This window comes from Deltaproteobacteria bacterium, assembly GCA_021737785.1.
In the GTDB taxonomy this organism is placed as follows: Bacteria; Desulfobacterota; DSM-4660; order Desulfatiglandales; family Desulfatiglandaceae; genus AUK324.
The window spans coordinates 15,630-32,284 of the sequence record JAIPDI010000040.1 but is presented as its reverse complement, the minus strand read 5'-3'; the positions used below and the strand labels follow the sequence as shown (position 1 = coordinate 32,284).

The 16,655-nt window shown below is 56.8% G+C and carries 13 protein-coding genes; 3 read left to right on the top strand and 10 right to left on the bottom strand.

Going from position 1 to position 16,655, the window contains the following annotated elements; all coding sequences use genetic code 11:
- Positions 1–28 precede the first annotated feature (28 nt).
- Positions 29–865 carry a polysaccharide deacetylase family protein gene (locus tag K9N21_17730; protein MCF8145754.1) on the top strand — a complete coding sequence of 279 codons (837 nt, stop codon included), beginning with the start codon at positions 29–31 and terminating at the stop codon, positions 863–865.
- Positions 866–1,006: 141 nt separating this feature from the next.
- Positions 1,007–1,180 (top strand): hypothetical protein, encoded by a 174-nt coding sequence (locus tag K9N21_17725; GenBank protein ID MCF8145753.1) that lies wholly within the window; start codon positions 1,007–1,009, stop codon positions 1,178–1,180.
- 52 nt (positions 1,181–1,232) lie between these two features.
- Here the strand turns inward: K9N21_17725 and K9N21_17720 are convergent, their stop codons facing one another.
- The 9 genes from K9N21_17720 to K9N21_17680 all read right to left on the bottom strand — a co-directional run bounded on the left by K9N21_17720 (position 1,233) and on the right by K9N21_17680 (position 13,463).
- Positions 1,233–1,505: a hypothetical protein gene (locus K9N21_17720; protein ID MCF8145752.1), complete on the bottom strand. Its 273-nt coding sequence runs from the start codon at positions 1,503–1,505 to the stop codon at positions 1,233–1,235.
- A 26-nt stretch (positions 1,506–1,531) separates the two neighbouring features.
- The gene (locus tag K9N21_17715; GenBank protein ID MCF8145751.1) at positions 1,532–1,915 is read right to left on the bottom strand and encodes a hypothetical protein; all 384 of its coding nucleotides are present in this window, start codon (positions 1,913–1,915) and stop codon (positions 1,532–1,534) included.
- 106 nt (positions 1,916–2,021) lie between these two features.
- Positions 2,022–4,394, bottom strand: coding sequence for an anion permease (locus K9N21_17710; protein MCF8145750.1), 2,373 nt, complete (start codon positions 4,392–4,394; stop codon positions 2,022–2,024).
- A complete protein-coding gene (locus K9N21_17705; GenBank protein ID MCF8145749.1) occupies positions 4,391–5,860 on the bottom strand; it encodes an amidase in 1,470 nt (489 codons plus the stop codon). The genes K9N21_17710 and K9N21_17705 overlap by 4 nt, the downstream gene beginning before the upstream one ends.
- Before the next feature lie 516 nt (positions 5,861–6,376).
- Positions 6,377–7,771, bottom strand: coding sequence for a TIGR00366 family protein (locus K9N21_17700; protein MCF8145748.1), 1,395 nt, complete (start codon positions 7,769–7,771; stop codon positions 6,377–6,379).
- A 320-nt stretch (positions 7,772–8,091) separates the two neighbouring features.
- A complete protein-coding gene (xsc, locus tag K9N21_17695; protein MCF8145747.1) occupies positions 8,092–9,825 on the bottom strand; it encodes a sulfoacetaldehyde acetyltransferase in 1,734 nt (577 codons plus the stop codon).
- Between the two features lie 230 nt (positions 9,826–10,055).
- Positions 10,056–11,195: an AI-2E family transporter gene (locus K9N21_17690; protein ID MCF8145746.1), complete on the bottom strand. Its 1,140-nt coding sequence runs from the start codon at positions 11,193–11,195 to the stop codon at positions 10,056–10,058.
- Between the two features lie 143 nt (positions 11,196–11,338).
- Positions 11,339–12,265 carry a ribonuclease Z gene (rnz, locus tag K9N21_17685; GenBank protein MCF8145745.1) on the bottom strand — a complete coding sequence of 309 codons (927 nt, stop codon included), beginning with the start codon at positions 12,263–12,265 and terminating at the stop codon, positions 11,339–11,341.
- A gap of 154 nt (positions 12,266–12,419) precedes the next feature.
- Entirely contained in the window at positions 12,420–13,463 is a 1,044-nt protein-coding gene (locus K9N21_17680) for a hypothetical protein (protein MCF8145744.1), read from the bottom strand.
- A gap of 314 nt (positions 13,464–13,777) precedes the next feature.
- Here K9N21_17680 and K9N21_17675 point away from each other — a divergent pair, with 314 nt between their 5' ends.
- Positions 13,778–15,568 (top strand): ABC transporter substrate-binding protein, encoded by a 1,791-nt coding sequence (locus K9N21_17675; protein MCF8145743.1) that lies wholly within the window; start codon positions 13,778–13,780, stop codon positions 15,566–15,568.
- A gap of 124 nt (positions 15,569–15,692) precedes the next feature.
- On the opposite strand, the gene K9N21_17670 is transcribed toward K9N21_17675, so the two are convergent.
- Positions 15,693–16,538, bottom strand: a complete 846-nt coding sequence (locus K9N21_17670; GenBank protein ID MCF8145742.1) for a lysophospholipase — start codon at positions 16,536–16,538, stop codon at positions 15,693–15,695.
- Positions 16,539–16,655 lie beyond the last annotated feature (117 nt).

The following is a 16,655-nucleotide window of genomic DNA, read 5'->3' as shown; positions in this document are numbered from 1 at the left end:
CAACGAGTATCTTTGGACAGGGGAATAAATGAACCTGCAACCAGCGGATTTCCATCTCTCCCCCGCGCATGTGGCGGGATTCGTCTCCTTCGCGGCAGCCATCCTCCTCTTCTTTGTGGAGCCAAGGCTCTCCGCAATGCCTCTGGGGATATATCTCCTCCTCTGTGTTGCGGCGCCCTTTCTACCCCGCTTCAGCTTCTTTCTTCCCGTGGTGAGCAAAGGGACATCAGGGGAAAAGGCCGTGGCCCTCACCTTTGATGACGGCCCCGATCCCCGATCTACCCCTGAATTGCTTCGACTCCTTCAAAAATATCAGGTCCCGGGGACGTTTTTTGTGACAGGAGAAAAGGCATTTCATCATCCCGAGCTGATTATGGACATCCTGTCACTGGGGCATTCCATCGGGAACCATTCCTACAGTCACGACAATTTCATCATGTTAAAGGGCGCCAAGACCCTCATGAAAGAGATTCAATCTACACAGGAGATTTTGCACAACTTCGGAATCAGGCCCCTGGCCTTCCGGCCGCCAGTCGGCATTACCAACCCCAGGCTGGGGAAGGTCCTTGGAAAATTGGAGATGTACACGGTGAACTTCAGCTGCCGGGCCGTTGATGCCGGGAACCGCCGGATCAGAAATCTCTCTGCAAGAATCCTGAAACGCCTCCGTCCCGATGACATTATCGCCCTCCACGATACCATGCCCCCGGATGACGCCCTTTCGCACTGGGTGAATGAAATCGAACTGATATTATCGGGCATCAGGGAACGGGGCTTCACCGTCTACCCCCTGTCTCAACTCATCGGCCGGCCGGTGATGGTGACCGAAACCAGGGACCATGCGCCGGATCAGGATTGCAAATAACCGTCCAAGCTGGTATTTTCTATTCCTGTAAGAATTTCCCGGCCGCTGTTCCAGATTACACTTGAGTCAGGGGCGTGGGTCACCCCGGCCCATAAGACCTATTGCCCTTTCCCGGACATGATCCGGTTTCATCGAAGCGTGATGCCCTGTGAAAAGGCGCTCCGGCATGCCGTTCGGAAGATAAAGGAACTGGATATGGAGATAATTGCACCGCAGCATGGAAGCGTCTTGAACCAAAAACAGGACATCCGCCTGGTGGCCGATGCACTGGAATCGCTCAAGGGTGTCGGGATCGACGGCCTGGTCCAGGAATAGGATCTCTTCCCTTTCAATCTTATCCCATACCTGTCAGGCCGTCTTTGGAAGACTACCGACCCTGCCGACCGGCCTCATATCCCTTCTGGTAGGCCTCTTTTTCGGAATCTTTGTGCTTGCCGTAGAGATAGCCGCTGCCCAGGCCGACCGCGCCGCCGATGGCCGCCCCAAGTCCTGCATTCCCCGCAATGGCCCCTACAATGGCCCCTCCGGCAGCGCCCAATGCCCCGCCGCTCAGGGTCCGCTGCTCTGTCTGGCTCATGCCCGCACATCCCCCCAGGGCAAGGCATAAGGCCAGAATCAATGATATTGTGATCTTGGTCATGACCGCCTCCCTTCTGATCCGTGGATCTAATTTTTGCATGGATAGGTTTCGATCAAAAATCTGAACCATGTATCCACCGGTTCTTCATTCAGATACTCGGGATGATTCTTGACCCAGTCCACAAACCGGGTTACGACCTGGACCCGTGGCGGCGGCGGATCGGGCGGGCACACCAGCCGTTTTCCATCGGGACCCATGGTGGCCACCACATGGTAGTGATAGGCTCCCACCAAAAAGCCGATGCAGAAATGCGTCGCTTCCTTGTGGAGCGGATCGCTCGCAGGCGCGGTGCAGAGTGCAATCAGGTCGCCCGTGGTGTCCACCAAGAAGTCATCCTTTTCTACCGCCCCGACCCGTCCGGGCATGAGAAAGGCAACCAGAAGTATCCACATTACCCATCCTTGTTTCATGTCCATCTTCCTCCTTTCCCGTTCTCCTTGTTAGGGGTTTGGTTTGTCGAAACCGCTTGGCGTTGCGCTTGCCCCCGTCATCTCTGTCGCAAACGCCACGACAGGGTTACCGATCCGACAGAGGCGTCAACGGCCAGAACAGGGGGACGACCGCCATGATGATGGCCAAGACCACCAGTGTGAGAAGTCCCCCCACTTTCAGGTAATCCTTGAACCGATAACCGCCGGGACCCATGACCAGGATATTGGCCGGATGCGATATGGGCGTCATGAAACTGGCGGATGCCGCCATGGCCATACCCATCATCAGTCCATAGGGTGAGATGGCCATCTGCTGGCTGGTATTCAGAATAATAGGCGCCAGGATCAGCACCAATGCGGCCGTTGGAATAAAACAGGTGGCCAGAAACGTGAGGAGGAGAAGCGCCAACATGACCGCCATGGGACCCAAAGGACCTACCGATGCCACAACCCCTTCGGCCAGGAATCGAGCGGCCCCGGACTGGTCCAGGGCCGTCCCCAGGGGAAACATGCCCGCGATGAGAAACACTGCTTTCCACTCTATGGACCGGTAGGCTTCTTCCATGGTGAGGCATCCGGAAAGCACCATCAGGGCCGCACCGATCACCGTGGCGATATAGATGGGAATCCAGCCCGCAATGACAGGAAAAAAAGTTGCCGCCATGACAAGGACGGACAGCCGCGCCTTTCCCACTCGCGGCGGGGCCTGGGCCGACTCCGTGAGTACGATGAAATCGGGCTCCTGCCCCAGCAGATCCAGCTTTTCCCTGGGGCCGTGCAGCAGGATCGCATCTCCGAAGTCCAGGGCCATGTCGCGCAGGTTGGTGACAGAGGCCTTCCCCCGACGCCATACGGCCAGGACATTGAGCCCAAACTTCTCTCTGAAGTGGAGATGCCGCAGGGTTTGGCCTGCCAGGGTGGATTGGGGAGACAGAACGGCTTCCACCAGACCGACCTTCTCTGATACGAGGCGCTTCAGGCTTGGCCTTGCAATAACGTCCACCTCAAGAGTCCGGAATCCCTGAAGAATATCGATGCCGCGCATATGCCCCTCGATCACCAGCTGGTCTCCGGGGAAAAGCGTTTCCGCAGATTCGGGCGTCAGAATGATATCTTCCCCACGGATGATGCAGAGAACCCGCATACCCAGGACCTCCGCCAGACGACTTTCCCGCAATGTCTTTCCGGTCACCGGCGATTCCTCGGGAACGGTCAGGAGGAGGAGACGTTCGTTTAAATGGTATCGCAGGTTCAGCATCTCCTGATTCACGCTTTCGCAGGCGTCGAATCCTTCTTGCTCGCATATGGATTGAATGTCCTCCCTTTTGCCCTGCACCAGCAGCCGATCCCCTATCTGGAGGACATCATCCTGGAGGCTCGCCCTTCGAATGCCGTCCTTACGTCCAATGGCCAGCACCATGGCCCTAAATCGATTTCGGAAGTCGGCTTGGCTCAAGGTCTTTCCCCTGAGCGGAGACGTCTGGGTCAGTTCTACCTCGGCGAATTCCACCTCTTTTGAAAAGAGTTCTTTCAGGGATACGGTCTGGATGTGACGGATGAGCGTCTCCCACTGCCGCAGTTCAGCCAGTTTTTCCTCTCTTCCCTTGACAATCAGGATGTCGTTCGGATGCAGCCGTTCTCCCGCTCCCGGCGCAAGAACACTTCGGTTCTGTCGGGTAATGGCCATCACATCCATGCTCAGGACCGTTCCCATCCTGGTTTCGGCAAGGGTTTTTCCGATGAGGGGAGACGTCGGCGGCACCCTGACCTGGAAAATGTGGTCTTCCATCTGATACTGGGCATTCAGATCGGTCTCCATAATGCCTTTGGTTTGCTCGAGAAATCCATGATCGGGAAGTAACCGCCGGCCCAGGAAACTCATGAACAGGACGCCGAATACGAAGATGAAAGCACCTACAGGTGTGAAATCAAAGAGCTTGAACGGCGTTAGGTGGTTCTCCCGCAAGAGGGCGCTCACCAGGATATTGGGCGGGGTCCCGATCTGGGTAAGCAGGCCTCCCAGCAGGGATCCGTAGGCCAGCGGGAGGAGCATGGCCGACGGGGAGCGTCTGGTACTCCGGCAGATATCCATCACCACCGGGAGCATGAGGGCGGCCACGGCCACATTGTTCATGAAGGCTGAAAGGATGCCTGTAACAACCATGACGATCATGATCAGGCGCGTGTCATTTCCCCCCGCCAGTTTCACCAGCCGATTGCCGATGATATTTCCCACGCCGGTCCGGGTCAAGCCGCCGCTCAAGATAAAGACGGCCCATATGGTAACCACAGCGGGGTTGCTGAAACCTGACAGCGCATCTGTCGGGTTTACCAGACCGGTAACCGCAAGACTCCCCAGCACCAGAAGGGCCGTCACTTCCATGGGCATCTGTTCGGTCACCAGCAAGATAACGGCCAGCCCCAGGATCGACAGGACCAGCGCAATCTCGAACGTCACGGGTGCTTAACCTCCGATTTTTTTTGAAACGGTCGGGATACGCCATCCCCTGATTCCATCAAAAGGTCTGGCCAGCGGTCATTCCATGGAAATGCCTGTTCGTAGAGATGCGCGGCCTGTAGGACCCGGTCGTCTTTGTGTCTGGGGCCGACGATCTGAAGGCCCGCGGGGAGGCCTGATCCGGTCAGGCCTACGCGGACCGTGGCTGCAGGATGGCCGGAGAGGTTGAACGGATAGGTAAAGGCCACGGCCCCAAGGAGGGGGATGGGATGACCGTCAATCTCTGCGGGGGGAGGTCCCTTGGCGGCAAAGGCCTCGGTGGGCATGGTGGGGGTCAGGAGGAGATCAAACTGATCGAAGACCTTCCACAGGACCCGGTTCAACTCTGAACGAATTTCTTGAATGTTCAGCCGGTGGGCAAGAGAAAGGTGGTTGACGCTGTCCAGGGATTGGACAAGGGTCCGTCCTAACTCAGGCCGGATCCTGTCCAGATCGTGATAAAGCTGTCCATATAACTCCCTGTTCATGAGATCCGACCATGCCCCGCTCACATCGGGTAGTGACCCTTTCCAGATCTCCACCTGATGGCCCATGGTCTCAAACCCGGCTGCGGCCTTCTCCACCAGGGTCATCACCTCGTTCTGAACCCGGGCATATCCCAGGTCCGGGCTGAAACAGATTCTCAAATCCTTAAGAGGTCTCTGAAGGGTTTCCATGTAACGAACAGCAGGTTGCGGGAGGGAGTTGGGATCTGCTGGATGATAGCCTGCTGCGCAATCCAGGTAGAGGGCAGCGTCCTCCACGGTCCGGGTGAGGGGGCCCAGGGTCCAGGTTCGGGTTGTGTAGAGACGTTTTACCGGGCCCAAGGGGATGCACCCGTATGTGGGTTTCATCCCAAAGCACCCTGAATAGCAAGCCGGAATGCGGATGGAACCGCCCGCATCCGACCCCGTTGCTATTGGGACCATGCCGGCGGCAACGGCCGCGGCCGACCCCCCGCTGGACCCGCCGGGGGTCCGCTCCCTGTTCCACGGATTTCGGGTAACGCCGTGGAGGCGGTTTTTTGTAAACCCTGTGAACCCGAATTCCGGAGTATTGGTCTTGCCCACGATGATGGCCCCCGCACGCCGCAGCCGGGCCACCTGAACCGAATCCCGGGCCGCCACGTGGTCTTTGTAGGGGATCGATCCAAAGCTGGTGACCATCCCCTCTACATCTTCCAGGTCCTTGACGCCCACCGGAATCCCTGCCAGCGGGCCGGGGTCCATGCCTCTGGCAATACGCGCCTCCTGTTCCTTTGCCTCTTTGAGGGCCTCCTCCGCACGCATGGCCACAAAGGCATTGATCAAGGGATTCACAGACGCGATCCGATCCAGGGTCTTTTCTATCAGCTCCACCGGCGAGAGCGCCCCGGAATGGATCTGCGCCGCCAGTTGATGCGCCGGCATGTAGTGAATGGGCTTCATGGGGACATCCTTCTTCCTGAAAGCGTTCGTCTATTACCAAACCGCCCTGCCCCGGCCCGTCCGAGACTGACCGGGACAAAGCGAGAACCCCCCGGAGGGCGGTTCGGCCCTCCAGGGGTATCCATCCCAAAAAACAAGACAACCCCCAAGGCGGCCTAACGGCCGCAACCAAAAAGGTATGGGTGCAAATCCCGGCAATTTTTGAGCGCGCGTGGGGGTCTCTTTCTCCCGCCCAAGGGCGGGACATTAAAATGGGACCATAACGCTCGACGACCGCCCCAGAGCTTTGAATACCTTTTACGGAAAGGCAGCAAGAACGACCGTTATATGAAAGCCTGTTCTTGGGGCTGTAACGAACCGCAGTTTAAAGCCCTGCTGCCGTTCCCACGAGCTGTTGCAGGTTTTTGTCCCGCCGACAGCGGGAGAAAGAGACCCCCACGCGCTTACCCATATGACGCCAACTTCTCCGAAGGGTGCAGAGAAGTTGGCATCAAAGATTCTAAAGCCGCCCTTCCCTTAGATCCACGGCAGGATCAGAAAAGCGATAGATGTAATGACAAAGTACACCAGAAAGATGACCATCAGATATCCCATGATGTCCCGGAAATTGAGCTTGGCCACGGCCAGCATGGCAATGGCCCAGAAGGGCTGGATCATGTCGGTCATCATGTCACCCCAGGCATAGGCAATCACGGTCTTGTTGGCCGCGATCCCCAACTCCTTGGCCGCCGGGAGGAGGTAGGGCGCAGTCACCGCCCACTCAGACCCGCCCGAGGGAATCAGGTAGTTGAGCAGACCGGCATACCAGTAGGTGACCAGCAGGAATGTCCCGCCGCTGCAAACGGTCACGAATGCACTGGTAAATACCGTGGCCAGGGCAGTGAATTTGAACAGACCGAATATCCCGGCATAAAAGGGGAACTGGATGACGATTCCCCAAACGGCCTTTCCCGCGTCCTCGGCCGCCTTGAGAAAGCTCCAGGGCCGCCAGTGAAACAGGACGCCCAGCATCAGGAAAAAGAGATTGATATTATTCAGGTTGATCGCCTTGGCAAAGCCCGCCTCGGCCACCGCTGAACCCAGCCACCAGAATCCGCCCGCAGCCACCAGAAGGTTCCACCCCCACCACCAGTTGGCCCAGTCTGAAAAGCCCGTGTATTTGGCCGGCATCGGGGGCGCCTCGTACAATTTGAGTCTGTCCATGAGTTCAGGACTGACCTTGAATGTCTTTTCCTCACTGGGGTGCATGAGGGCCATGAGAACGGTCACCACCACAATGATAATGATGAGAAGGATGAGATTAAAGGGAGAGAAGATGGTCGCGTTCGTACTGATGGTATCTGTAAGATAGCCGCCCTTGATCAGGAAATTATCGGGCGTGTTGACCAGCAACGGCGCAGAAGCGGAGAGCCCTGCATGCCATGTGCATCCAAGCCCCAGGTAGGCCGCGGCCACCAGAAGCCGGTAGTCCACCTTGGGATTGTTCTTGGCAATGTAGAGGGCCAGCATGGCGCTCCCGATTAGGCTCAGGCCCCAGTTGATCCAGGCAATCGCCATGGAGAAGAGGGCCATGATGACGATGGCCTGCCACGGCTTCTCCCGGTTCGCCAGACTGGAAAGCCCGTCCAGAAGTCTCCTGACAGGGGGCGAACAGGCCAGAATATAGCCGGTCATCATGATCAGGCACATCTGCATGGCGAACTGCAGAAGGACCCAGAAGCCCTTCCCCCATGCCTGAACCGCCCCTCCGAGCCCCACCTTGCCCCAGATAAGCGCCAGAATAAAGGTGATGATAGTAAGGACCCACACGATCACGAGGGCATCAGGAATCCACCGCTCTGTCCAGTTCGTCAAACCCGCTCCCAAATCCTTCAGAAATCCCTGGCTTGAAGTTTCATTTTGTTGCGCCATGACATCCTCCTTAGATAAGGGTTCTTGCCAGTCTGAACACCTGTCCGATTACCAGCTATCTTATCAAAGCGCTTCGGGCATCACCTCCCTTGGAGTTATGTGAAAGCCATGAGACTGAACAAAAAAAACCCCTGACGCGGGAATACCGCAACAGGGTTTTTTGCAGGAAGTTTCATCTGGCAACCTTTATGCCCTCAAGCCATCAAGGAAGAAGCTTTACCCGGATAGTTACTGAGCTGCCTGAGCTGCGCCAGTTTTATCAATCCTCTTTGATTTGTCAATAAAAAAGATGAAAACAGACAACTCTTATGCCGATTCGATCACTTTACGGCATTCAGCTCGGCATATTTTTCCAGGTAACGAACCGGCATCTGGAGGGCATCCCTTCGAAAGGGTTCTGCCAGTACCGCCTCTCCGCCCTGAATAATGGCATTGATGACGCACGGTCTGTTGGAGGCCACCGCCTCCCGCACGACCTCCGCCACCTCAGCCGGGTCTTCCACCCTGAACCCTATGGCCCCCATCTCTTCGGCCAGCCGGGCATAGTCGGGATTTCCCCTGAGATTGGCGCCCACAAAACGGTTGTTGTAATAATCGATCTGGTTTTTCTTTTCCGCCCCCCACTCAAAATTGTTGGCCACCACGGCGATCACAGGGATATTCTCCCTGACCGCGGTCATCACCTCGGCAATGCCGCTGATGCCGTAGGCCCCGTCGCCCTGAAATGCAAACACGGGCGCATCAGGCCTCCCGATCTTGGCCCCCAGGGCCGCGCCATAGGCAAATCCGCAATTCCCCCAGCTCAGGGCCGAGATATGCCGGCGCACATCCGAAAACCGGAGGTAGGCATTGCACATGGATGAATTATTGCCGATATCCGTGGACACGATGCTCCCCTCGGGCATGGCCAGGGCCACTTCCCGGAGGAGTCGCCTCGGATGCATCGGCCTCTCCCCGGATGTGGACCAGGATTCCAGCTCGTCGGCCCAGATGCGCTTTTCCGTGTCGATGCCCGCCAGACGCTGTGCATTGACAGGCAGATCGGGATGACGGGCCTTGACCGCCAGAAGCAGTTCCGCGGCAAACTCCTTGACATCGGCACAGCTTGCCACATCCACCCGCTTGCTCAGGCCCAGGACCTTGGCGTCCTTATCCACCTGGATGATTTTTGCATCCTTAGGCCAGTAATCGATGTCGTACTGGGGCAGGGTCCCGAACGGACCGAGCCTGGAACCGAGGGCCAGGACCACGTCTGCCTTGGCAATGGTCCGCATGGCGGACTTGGCGCCGCAATATCCGATGGGACCGACAGCCAGCCGGTGATGGGCAGGAAAGGAATCATTGTGCAGATAGCTGTTGACCACCGGTGCACTCAGATATTCGGCCAGGGCAACCGTCTCGGCCAGGGCATCCCCCTGGCTCACGCCGCCCCCGGCCACAATCGCAGGGTATCGGGCATCCATCAGGAGCCGGGCCGCCTCCTTCAGGCAATCCCTTGGACCGCAGCCCCTGGAAATGGTCAGGGTGGGATAGATCTCATCTTCGCACACGCCGTAAAAATAGTCCCTCGGGATATTGAGCTGGACAGGCCCGTTTTCCGTCTTGGCCATGTAAAAGGCCCGGCGGGCCAGTTCGGCCATCCGTTCGGGACGGTTGACCCGGACCTGATAGACCGTGGAGCGTTGAAACATCGGCATCTGATCCAGTTCCTGAAATCCCCCGGTTCCGATGCCCATGGTGCCGGTCTCAGGGGTAATGGCCACCACCGGACTGTGGGCCCAGTAGGCCGCGGTGACGGCGCTGACAAAATTGGCCGCGCCGGGACCGTTCTGGGCAATGCATGCCTGAGGCCGGCCCGTGACCCGGGCCAGCCCGTCGGCCGCATGGGCCGCTGCCTGCTCGTGGGCCACCGAAATAAACCGGATGCCCGCATTCGGAAAGAGGTCCAGGGCATCCATATAGGCCGACCCCACAATGCCGAATACCGTCTCCACCCCCTCGGCCACCAGGGTCTCCACCAGGGCCTCGCTGGGGGTCATTTTGACTTTGCTCATATCAGGTATCTCCTTATTTCATCGGATTCAGACGGGTCCAAAGCTGCACACCGCCTTCCCCCATCTGTAAATCGGCCAAACCATACTTCATTCGGCAAAGATGATCAATGACATTCACCGCTGCCGGGCAATTGTTCTTTCCTCGCCTTTTATGGCTGTCAGGCAGGTGCCGCCATGGAAGGTTGGGGCGGGGAAGGTCTGGACCGGGGGACTCTCTATTGAGATCCCTGCTACACCACCTCCGTGATATACTTCTTCTTCAACAACCTCCAGAACACCACGGCAAACGCAGTCAGAGGGATGGCAAGCATCATACCGATGATGCCGTCCAGCGCGACGCCCCAGAAGAAGATCGCAAAGATAATGAGGGCGGGATGAAGCCCGGTGCGATTGCCCATGATTTTCGGGGTGAGAAGATAGCCTTCGATGATCTGCACCGCGCTGAATACACCCAGCACCAGCGCCGTCCGCGTAATCCCTCCCCCGTCGCTGAAATAGGCCAGGGGCAGGGCAACGGCGAGACCCGCGATGCTCCCCAGGTAAGGGATAATGTTGAGCAGCCCCAGCAGCATCCCGATAACCGCACCATAGGGAAGACCCACCAGGAAAAATCCGATCGCATACAGTACCCCTTGGATAAAGGCGATGATGATCTGACCGCGGAAAAATGTCAGGAGGATGCAGATAAACTCATCGATCAGATAGATCACGTCTTTCCTGGTTTCCTCCTTCAGGAAAGGCAGAAATTGGCCAATCTGATCGGTTTGGAACGGTTTTGCCATGAGGAAGAATGCAAGATAAATCGGGAGGACCACCCACGCGAACAACCCCGCCGCGGACTGAAACATCTGGGCGATGGACCGGGCCATCCGCTCTCCCGAAGCATGGATGGCCTTGGTGACCATCTCCCCGGGGTTTTCCAGCAGGTCGCCGAACCTGGACATCAGATCGTACTTCTCCAGCACTTCGGTGACTTGCGGCCAATACGATTCACCCGCTCTCTGAATGGCGTTGATCACGGAGGGCAACTCGTCCAACAGCCGGAGAAATTGCGAGACGATCAAGGCGCCGGCGAACCAGAAAAAGGCCGCCAGGGGGATGAACGCTGAAACAAAAAAAAGAATCAGGGCAGCGGCCCGGGACCCGCGACAGACCTTGAGCAGAAAGTCGTAGTAAGGTCGTAACAGCATCGTCAGGATGCCCGCCACTACGGGCGGCAGCAATACATTCTTAAAGGCGCCCACAAAGTGGGCCAGCCCCCATACGATCGCACTGAAAATCAACACCAGCACCAGCACGGCCCCCAGCGTCATGGCAGCGGCAACGGTCATGCGTTGCTTGGGTCCCAGGTCGAGTTCTCTAATCATCATGCCTCCCAAGGCAGCCTATATTGAACCAAAGGTGAAATGCAAAAACCCTGTCTTCTCCCCTCCCGTCCATTGGTGGATCATTTAAAGCGCTGCATCCATAAGGGGTTGTAACACTCGGCGACCTTCCCTGTTCCTTGAAAGCCCTATGGGGAGGGGCTTAAGACATAACTGTCCAGATCCCGGCCGATTTCCGCCCTCTCGAATCTCTTTTTTGCGGCCTCCTCGAGCCCGGGGAGATCCCCTTCCCTGTAGCGGGGACTGGTGTGCACAAGTACCACCCGTTTGGCGCCGGCGCGGTTTGCGACGCGTGCAGCGTCATCCACGGTCATATGGGCCTTACGGACCGCCTCCTCCTGTTCCAGGGGATGAAACATGCCGTCCAGAAATGCCATATCCACATCCCGGCAGAGGCTGTACAAGGCTTTGGTTACGGCCGTATCCACTGCATAACAGATGGACCTGCCCGGCCGTCCGGGCCCAAGCACCTGCCGGGGGTGAATCACCCCCCCGTGGTCGAGCGTCACGGGCTCCCCTCTCTGTAGTTTTCCCCAGAGCCGTCCTTCCGGAACACCCAGGGTCCTGGCGGCCTTGACGTCGAATCTCCCCGGACGGGGATGCTCCTCCAGCCGATACCCCACACAGGTCGTGGTGTGTTTGAGGGGCGCCCATCTGATCCGGACCTGTTCATCCTCATAGGCGGTCTCCGGCGCCCGCTCATCCCATTCCACAAAGCGTATGGAATAGTCGATGAAAAAGTCGAGCGTACGCTGGACCTGGCTGATGAACTCCTTTATCCCTGCCGGTCCGAGAATAACGAGAGGACCGGGGTCGGGAACCTGGGAACGAAGCATTAACAGGCCCGGGATACCGAGACAGTGATCCGCGTGAAGATGGCTCACGCATATTACGGATAGAGATTTGATGCCCAGCCCACCTCGTTTCAGATTGATCTGGGCCCCTTCACCGGCATCAAAGAGATAGGAGACCCCGTTGAGGCGAACCATGAGAGCGGTGAGAAAGCGATGGGGCAGCGGCATCATGCCCCCTGATCCCAGCAGGGTACACTCCATAGCGGTGTTTCCCCTCTTCCTGTCCCTTTACCCTTGCCTGAGGGACGAAAATCCGATCGAACGTATGCGGTTGCCGTATCATATCCAAAAAGGGAAGGAAACGCAATGTTGCATGGACCTCACCCCATACTCTACCCCCCCCTGAGCATCTGCCTCATGCAGCAAACTCAGCCGTGAAGGTCACCCCTTTTTCGGCATTGGGACGAAAGGAAACCTTGCCCCCATGCGCCTCGACAATCTTCTTCACGTTTGCCAGACCCAGGCCGGTCCCGTCCTTTTTGGTTGAAAAGAAGGGCTGGAATATGTTTTCCCGGTCTTCAACGGCGATGCCCCGGCCACGGTCGATCACGTCCAGAGCCACCGCGCCGCCTGAACCACGGGTTCTTATGGTGACCTCCTCTCCTTTGGGGGATGCCTGGACCGCATTGGTCACCAGGTTCATAATGACTTGCCTGACCCTCGTGACATCCAGCATCAAAGAAGGGATGGACTGATCCAGCGCCATGAGGAGACCGACCCCCGCCTCTTGTGCAATGGATTGGGCAACCCCGACGGTTTCGGATACCACCTGATTCAGATCCGCAGGTGAAACGCTGAGTTCAAGGGGCCTGGCAAAGTCCAGCATGTCTTTGATCATGGCCTCCAGGCGGGCGGTCTCTTTCATGACGATGTTCAGCTTCTTGCGGCTGGCCTGATCATCTTTGTCTATGGCCTTGGCCAGCTGGGCAGAGAACCCGCCGATGGCCATCAAAGGGGCCTTCATGTCATGTGCAATCTCGGCAACCGTTTTACCGACAGCGGCAAGTCGTTCCGATCTTATGCTTGCCTGGTGTGCCTTTTCCATGTTTTGGATCATATATCCCAGGAAAAACCCTACCAGATTGTAGAAGATCAGTTGAAAAAGATTTCCCCACAGGGACTCCGCAGAGGTCGCCAAAACATTCAGCATCATATTGGGATCAAGGGAGGGATGGGGCTTCATCAGAGAAAAGATATGCGGAATATAGATCAGGGATATGGCGATGCTGGTACACAGGCCGCCCTTTTTGCCTCCCCAGAGACCGGCCAGGATAATGGGCACGAAGTACAGCTCCCGATAGACAATATGGAGGGACGGCATATTGACGGGGGTCATAAAATGGAGTCCGGTGATAAGGACCACAAGGCCGGCGATGAGAATAATCTGCCATCTGCTCACTCAACTTACTCCTTCCTCGTTCGAGTTCTCCGGAATCGGCAGCTCACCCGGACTGCCTGCCGCTGGTGCCCAATGAAATCTTCTGTCTTCTCCCGTCGAATCGGTCTTCTTGGCCTCATCTTTTCTGGATCCAAGTTTATCAGTCTGACCAAACCCCGGATGACGTGCAATAGGGCAATCCGTGTATTCTTTTCGAAAAAGAGGGGTATTTCGGAAACAGAATGAGGGGTATACCCCATTAACATCCTCCCCATGATGCCTTACATGGTGGAAATATGATTCCCCCCTCTCCCCATGTTGTTCAAAGGAGGTTTATGATGAAAATCCATGCACGGAAAAGGATCATCCCGGCATTATGGCGGATCGCCCTCTACCTGACGCTTTTGACCTTGCCGGCCGTTCCGGCGCCCGCCCTCGCCAAGACCTTCCTCAATATCGCCATCCTGAAAGAACCCAAGAACCTGAACCCGTTTCAGCCCGGCGATGCCTGGACAAAAAGGGTTATCCAGCTGATTTACCAGCCCCTCTATCTGGTCGATCCTGACAGCCAGACCCTTATCCCCTGGCTTGCCCAAGACCAGCCGGTCTATGATCCCGAAAGCAGAACCGTGACCTTTCATCTGAGGGAGATGCGCTGGGATGACGGCGAGGAATTCACTGCCGAGGATGTGGTCTTCACCGGAGAGCTATTCAAGAAACTCCGCATCCCGAGGTATCACGCCTACTGGGAGCCTGTGGAGAAGATGGTGGCCGCTGACAAGAGGACAATCCGAATGACGATTCGGAAACCGACGGCCATTTTTGCCAGGCGCACCCTCACCAGCTGGGTCATTCAGAAGAAGCAATGGGAGCCCCTGGTAAGGCGTGCGGAAGCGCTCCTGTCAGGCTCGGGGGACTCAAATCCATCGGAAGCCATAGAGGAAAGGCAGAGAGAGGCTGCCCTCAAGATGATCCAGTCCCATATGGTCAGCGATCCTGTAGGACTCGGCCCTTTCAAGATTGCCTCTCGGAAAAAAGGGGCTTACATCCTCCTGGAGAAAAACGATCACTTTTTCGGCCAAGGGAAAAATATCGCGGGAAGGGTATTGGGGCCTTACATCGACGGGGTCCTGTTTAAAATCTACGGGACCCTTTCCGGCGCGACACTGGCATTAAAAAAGGGGGAGGTGGATTTTCTCTGGAAGGGAATCAGCCACGCCTTTGTAAAAGAGCTTGTTCAAAACCCCCATATCAGTGTCCCCATGACCCTGGATGAGGGCTACCGCTACCTGGGATTCAACCTCAGAAAACCGCCCATGTCCGATCCTGACTTTCGTCGCGCCGTGGCCTACCTCATCAACAAGGACTTTATCGTCAAGCGGATCCTGCACGACCATGGCCAGCGGCTGGATACCTTTATCCCCCCGTCAAACACCTTCTATTACAATCCCGACACCCCTGCCTACGGCAAAGGGATGGATCGGAAGCGGCGGACACAGGAGGCCTACGCCATTCTGACTGCCCGGGGGTATCAATGGGAAGTCCCTCCCCTGAACGCCGAGGGATCATTGCAGAAAGGGAAGGGGCTTACCATGCCGGACGGCAAGGCCATGGGGCGCCTGACGCTGATCACCCCTCCGGCCCATTACGACACGGAGATGGCCGCCTCCGGGCAAGCCATTCAGGAATGGCTGGGGGAATTCGGGATACCTGTGTCCTGGGATTCCACCGCCTTCGCCAATCTGATTCGCCAGGTCAAAGTCGACCAGGATTTTGACATGTTTATCCTGAGTTGGAGAGGTCTGTCCCTGGACCCCGACTACCTGAGGCGATTCTTCCACTCCGCTTACAATCTTCCGAACCAGTGGAACTTCTCTGGTTACCACACTGACAGATTCGACAGACTGGCTGAAATGCAGATGCAGGCCCTTGACCTTAAAGAACGACGGCGGATGGTGATGCGGCTTCAAAATCTGCTTTCAAGGGATCTCCCCGCTATCCCATTGTATGTACCGCATCAGATGGAGGGGGTCCGGACGGACCGGTTTACCGGGTGGGTCAAGGAGGTGGGAGGCGTTGGCAATATCTGGACGTTCTGCATGTTAAGACCTGTTCAACAAAACTGACATTTCAAAGGCCCGGCCCATTGCACATCATGAAGGCCGGCCCTTTGCCCGACATCCAACGGGCCTGTCTATCAACGCCCTGCTTCAGGGCAGACGTTCCGGATGCGCCGAATTCGGCAAATGGTTACCCCTGTGAACCGAGGTGTGACGCCAGCCATCCTTCCACAAAGCTTAGAACTTGATCATGCTCCGGTTCATTGAATACTTCATGGTAGAGCTCATCATAGATCTTGATGGTTTTATCCCTTGATGTAATCTTTTCATAGAGCATCCGGGCCCCTGAAGGATCCACCAGCCTGTCTTTCCCCCCTTGGATGATCAATACGGGCAGGGTGATCCCGGCGCCTTCAGCCGATACCCGCTGCATCGCCTTGAGCAGTTCGGCAGCCAGCCGGGCGGGGATCTTCCCGCTGTAAACCATAGGATCATTGACATAGGCCGCCACAACCGCCGGATCCCGGCTGATCCCTTCTGCCTCCAGCCGTATCACGCCAAGTTTAGGGATCAAGGCGGAAAACATCTTTCCAAAGAAGACCGTGATGGGCGACGTGTTGTCGGAGACCTTCACGCTGGGACCGGTGAGTACGGCCCCTGTTATCTCTGACTGGTGTTCCAGGAGATAGACCGCGGAGATCAATCCCCCCATGCTGTGTCCTACCAGGAAGACCGGCGTTTCAGGATGCCATTGTCCTACCATGTCACGGAAGATCTTGAGGGTACCGGTGTAATCCTCAAACCGCTGGACATAGACCCTGGCGCCCTCGGACTGCCCATGCCCGATATGATCCATCCCATATACGGCGTAACCCAGGGGCACAAAGTGATCGACAAGATTCATGTACCGTCCCGAGTGTTCGGCAAGTCCATGCACCACGATCAGGATGCCTTTCGGATCGCCGTCAGGCAACCAGGTGTGATAGTATATCCGGGTATCCCGGATGCCTTTGAAAAACCCGTCTTGATGTTCCATTTGTCTATTCTCCAGCAGGTGTTTCTCAGTAATGGAATCGAATCTTCATGATAACGGCAACTGCGATCAATTATTTTGTCTTGATGGTTCAGCCGGTCCGATGAATGACAGCTGCAC